Below are 4,079 nucleotides of genomic sequence, written 5' to 3'. Positions count from 1 at the left end.
CGGGGGCGGGCTCCGGGGCCTGCGCGCTCTGCGCGAACCGGGCCACGGTGTCCTCGGACCGGCTCTGGTCGAGGGAGACCAGGTTGCGGTCCGGGTCGAAGTCGACCGGCGCGCGGTCGCCCGGGTCTCCGACGGCCGGCCCGAGGTAGACCGTCATGTCCCGGACGACGAACGGCACGTCCGCCCGGCGGGCCAGGTCGCGCAGGGTGTCCAGGGCCGATCCGTTCCCGGCGGTGAAGTTCTCCAGCGTCCCGGTCAGGGCGGAGCCGGTGGCCAGCTGGACGCCGGCCTGGGCGGCCACCGTCCGGGCGAACTCGGTGACGTCGGTCGGCGCGAGCGCGCTTTTGGCGGTGGGGGTGTTCCGCAGCAGGTACCCGCCCTCCTCCTGGCCGGCGAGCACGGTACGGGACGACCCCTCCTGGTCCACGCTGCTGGAGACGGAGGTGAGCCGCCCCTGGAGGACCGGGTTGAGGCCGGTGGTGGTGGCGGGCTCGTCGAAGTACCCGAGGTGGATGACGACCTTGAGCGGGGTGGTCGCCACCTTCGCCCGGATCAGCTCCACCGTCGGATCGGGCAGGTTCACCAGGGTGAGTTCGAAGGTGTCCGCGGCGGCGCCCTCGGTCATGGTGACGGTGATGTCGGCGTCCAGGACGAGCGAACCGCTCAGCAGGTCGTTGGAGACGGTGACCGGGAGGGCGGCGCCGACCAGTGACGCGACCGCGGCGAGCGCGCCGCCCGTCGCCTGCAGCTCGGCGATCTCGACCTTGTACCAGATGACCAGGCTCATCGCAGGGCCACCCCGCCCACCACCTCGGAGCCGAACTCCCCGACCCCGTTGAGGTTCCGCCGCGCCACCCGCATGGTGGGGAAGGTCAGCGACAGCTCGCCGGCCCGGTAGCCGACCCCCGGGACGAGCTTGCGGCGCAGCAGCGGGACCAGCCCGGACGGCTCCTCCCGGGCGACCCGCAGCACCAGGAAGGCGCCGGCCGTCGGCAGGTCCAGGACCTGATCGGCCGGCGCGGCCCGCAGCACGTCCTCGGCCACGTTCACGTACAGGTGGAACTGGTAGATCCTGGCGCCCAGTTGGAGCCGGAACGCCTGCGGGAAGCCCTCGGCGGGCTCGATCGGCAAGCGGAGATAGCTCGGTGCTTCCTGTGTGGCCACAACCCCTCCGGCTACATCGGGCCTCGCGGCGTACGGGGAATCGGATTCGGCGGCGGGCCGCTCGGGAGCGCCGCCGTCGCCACGGCCAGCGCGAGGTCGGCGGCCTCGCCGATCACCGCCGTGACCGCCGACCTCGGCACCTGCTGCAGGGTGATGCTGACGTCGAGGGCCTCGCGCTTCTGCACGTTCTGGGTGAACCGCAGGTCGGTGATCTGCATGTCGAGGCTGATCGTGAACCCCGACACCACCGGAATGCCGGCGACGGCCAGGAGCGGCGCCGCCGTCGAGACGAGCAGCCGCGACGTCAGTGCCATGACCTCCAGCGCCTTCTTCAGCAGCAGACGCTCCGGCCCGAGCAGCACCGCCTCGATGGCGATGGTCTTCGCGGTCGGCTGGGTGGCCTGGGAGAACCGGCCGCCGGCGATCCGCTCGATCCGGTAGCCCTCGTTGACCGTCATCGACTGCACGTACAGCAACGGCACCGCGCCGACCAGCACCGGGATGTTCGCCCCGCTCACAGCCGGCTCGTCAGCTCACGTTCGAACTCGCCGAAGACGTGCGCCGCGACCTGCTGGACATGGCTGTCGCTCAACGCGCCGACCACCTGCACCTCCACCGGGAAGTGGAAGTTGATGACCGTCCCGCCGCCGTCCCCGTGGGGTGACACGAGCGCCTCGCCGCCCGCCGCCGGGACGATGTACTCGCCCTCGTGCACCAGCGCGATCCCGGTGCGTTCCACCCGTCCGCCACCGTCGTACGACGGCAGCGCCACGGTCGGTTCGTCGTCGGTCACGGCTCACGCCTCCAGGCCGACGGTGAGCGCCAGGCAGTTGAAGCTCGCCTGGGGGACACCGTCGATGACGACGTTGCTGGGGCTCGCCGAGGTGACGACGCAGCGGGCGAACTTCAGCGACTTGAAGGCCCAGTCGGTGCCCTTCTTCTCGGCGACCGCGATCGAGAACTCCTTGCCGTTGGTGGCAAGTTCGGTCAGATCGGCGACCGCCGACGCCACCGCGGGCACCGCCATGGTGAAGGTGAAGGTGAACGGCTGCCGGACGTAGCCGACGTTGTCCGCCTCGATGCTGTGGATCACCGTGTGGGGCACGTTGAACGTCGGTGTGAACGTCGAGATCGGCGTGATGGTGGCGTCGCCGAGCTTGACCTCCAGCCTGGTGTTCCAGTCGGCCATGCGTGCTCTCCTCCTCTGCGACTCTGCGAATCGGGGACCCTGCGGCTCGGGGACCCTGCGACTCTGCGGGCCCTGGGGCCTCTGCGGGCTGTGGACGGTGCGGGACGGTGCTGCGGACTACTGGAACTTCAGCGCGATGTCGAGCCGGTGCAGGGCCGCGGCGTACTCGACCGTGACGAGGGTGTCGACCACCCGCTGCGCATGCGCGTTGTTGATCTGCGCACCCTCCGAGGCCGTGAGGGTCGCCGGGTCCTTGTCCAGCAGCCGCAGCAGCGGGATGTCGATCCTGTAGGAGTCGAGGACCTCGGCCCGCTGCAGCGGATCGAGCACCGACTCCATCTGTCCGATCAGCGCCCGCAGCCCGGACCGGCTGATCCGCAGGTTGCCGATCGTCTTGATGAGCTGCGCCTTCAGCCGGAAGGAGACGTCGTCGACGGTCCGCACGATGTCGATGAACTTCTTCTTGCCGAGGCCGCCGTTGCCGGTGTACCCCTCGCCGAGGTACACCCCCTGGCCGACCAGTGAGGGGGAGGTCAGCCAGTTGACGCCCTGACCGGCCGGGCCGGAGGCCTCGCCCTCCGTCCCGTTGATGGTCTGGATCTGGCTCGGGGTGAACGGCGGGCTGGTGATCTGGACCTGCTTCAGCAGCATCGAGACGTGCGGCTGGTATCCGGCGATGGTGCCGGCCACCGCGGCGGCGGCGTCCTCGTCGCTCTGGTGCGCGATGTAGACCATCCGGTCGCTGGCGAGCGACCCGCTGACGATCGATGGATCGGCCGTCCCCTTGGTCAGCATGGCGACGCCCATCCGCTCCTTGCCGTCGCCGCCGGTCGCCGAGACCTCGTCCACGTGCCGGACCAGCTTCGTGACCGCTCCCGGCGTGTTGCCGGTGGCACCTGACGTCTGGTCGAGGGGGAGGCCGGCGAGCACCACCAGCTGGACGTCGAGGGCGGCCACGGCGTCGAGGGCGGTGTCGTAGTCGGGAGTGGTGGCGTCGACGCGCACGCCCCACACCGTGGAGGGCCCCGGGGACTGCCGGAACGCGAGCCCGATCGAGTCGCCCAGGTCGCCGGGCGCCCGGCGGCGCGCCTCGGCGGGGTCGGTGAACATCAGCGGTACCCCCACCTGCGCGATGTCGGCGGGGGGAGAACTCGGGTCGGAGACCTTGCCGATCACCGCGATGGTGCCGAACGCCCGTGTGACGGGCGCGAACAGGTCGACCGTGGGGCTGACTCTGATGTATCTGACGGTCATCGGCCGTCTCCGTTCTGTCGGGCCTTCCTCAGTGGTACTTCGCCCGCAACTTCGCTCGCAGGGCGTTCAGTTCGCTCAGGGACAGCGGTGGCGGGGCGGTCGCGGCCCGCACCCCGGCGTCGGTGGCCGCCGCTGCCGGCTGTGGATCGGCGGTGTCGTGGGGTTCGTCGTGGGGTTCGGGTGGTTCGCCGTGGGCGGGCACGGTGCCTCCTGCGGTCCGGTCTAGGTGCTGCCGAGGAACAGGCTCAGGACGTCCTCGCGGGCGAAGAGCTCCGTCGCGGCCGCGGCCGCGGCCTGTGCATCGGGTGAGGCCGGGGCCGCCGCCGGGAACACGACGGCCACGGCATAGGGCGCCTTCGGCTCGCCCAGGACGGAGGGCCGCGTGGGGGCCAGCAGATCGGCCGCCGCGGCTCGGAGCCGTTTGGCCGCGCGGAGTCCCGCCGTGAGGTCGACGGATTCCATCGCCAGATCG

Annotated in this window: 7 protein-coding genes and 1 pseudogene; all 8 read right to left on the bottom strand. The window is 71.1% G+C overall.

Annotated elements, in window-relative coordinates; translation table 11 throughout:
• The coding region (locus ABZ885_RS36785) for a hypothetical protein (protein ID WP_360198861.1) at positions 1-787 on the bottom strand (787 nt) is incomplete at its 3' end.
• Entirely contained in the window at positions 784-1,131 is a 348-nt protein-coding gene (locus tag ABZ885_RS36780; RefSeq protein WP_360198859.1) for a hypothetical protein, read from the bottom strand. The genes ABZ885_RS36785 and ABZ885_RS36780, both read right to left, overlap by 4 nt.
• 44 nt (positions 1,132-1,175) lie before the next feature.
• Positions 1,176-1,682 carry a hypothetical protein gene (locus tag ABZ885_RS36775; RefSeq protein WP_360198857.1) on the bottom strand — a complete coding sequence of 169 codons (507 nt, stop codon included), beginning with the start codon at positions 1,680-1,682 and terminating at the stop codon, positions 1,176-1,178.
• Positions 1,679-1,957: a hypothetical protein gene (locus ABZ885_RS36770; RefSeq protein WP_360198855.1), complete on the bottom strand. Its 279-nt coding sequence runs from the start codon at positions 1,955-1,957 to the stop codon at positions 1,679-1,681. The genes ABZ885_RS36775 and ABZ885_RS36770 overlap by 4 nt, the downstream gene beginning before the upstream one ends.
• 3 nt (positions 1,958-1,960) lie before the next feature.
• Positions 1,961-2,353 carry a hypothetical protein gene (locus tag ABZ885_RS36765; RefSeq protein WP_360198853.1) on the bottom strand — a complete coding sequence of 131 codons (393 nt, stop codon included), beginning with the start codon at positions 2,351-2,353 and terminating at the stop codon, positions 1,961-1,963.
• Between the two features lie 117 nt (positions 2,354-2,470).
• Positions 2,471-3,607 (bottom strand): hypothetical protein, encoded by a 1,137-nt coding sequence (locus ABZ885_RS36760; protein WP_360198851.1) that lies wholly within the window; start codon positions 3,605-3,607, stop codon positions 2,471-2,473.
• A 28-nt stretch (positions 3,608-3,635) separates the two neighbouring features.
• Positions 3,636-3,809, bottom strand: a complete 174-nt coding sequence (locus ABZ885_RS36755) for a hypothetical protein (RefSeq protein WP_360198849.1) — start codon at positions 3,807-3,809, stop codon at positions 3,636-3,638.
• Between the two features lie 20 nt (positions 3,810-3,829).
• A pseudogene (locus tag ABZ885_RS36750) lies at positions 3,830-4,079 on the bottom strand (hypothetical protein); the annotation flags it as partial.

It is taken from the genome of Kitasatospora sp. NPDC047058 (genome assembly GCF_040643935.1).
Taxonomy (GTDB): Bacteria; Actinomycetota; Actinomycetes; order Streptomycetales; family Streptomycetaceae; genus Kitasatospora.
Note: the sequence above shows the minus strand (reverse complement) of the source record. Positions and strands in the feature narration are given on the sequence as shown.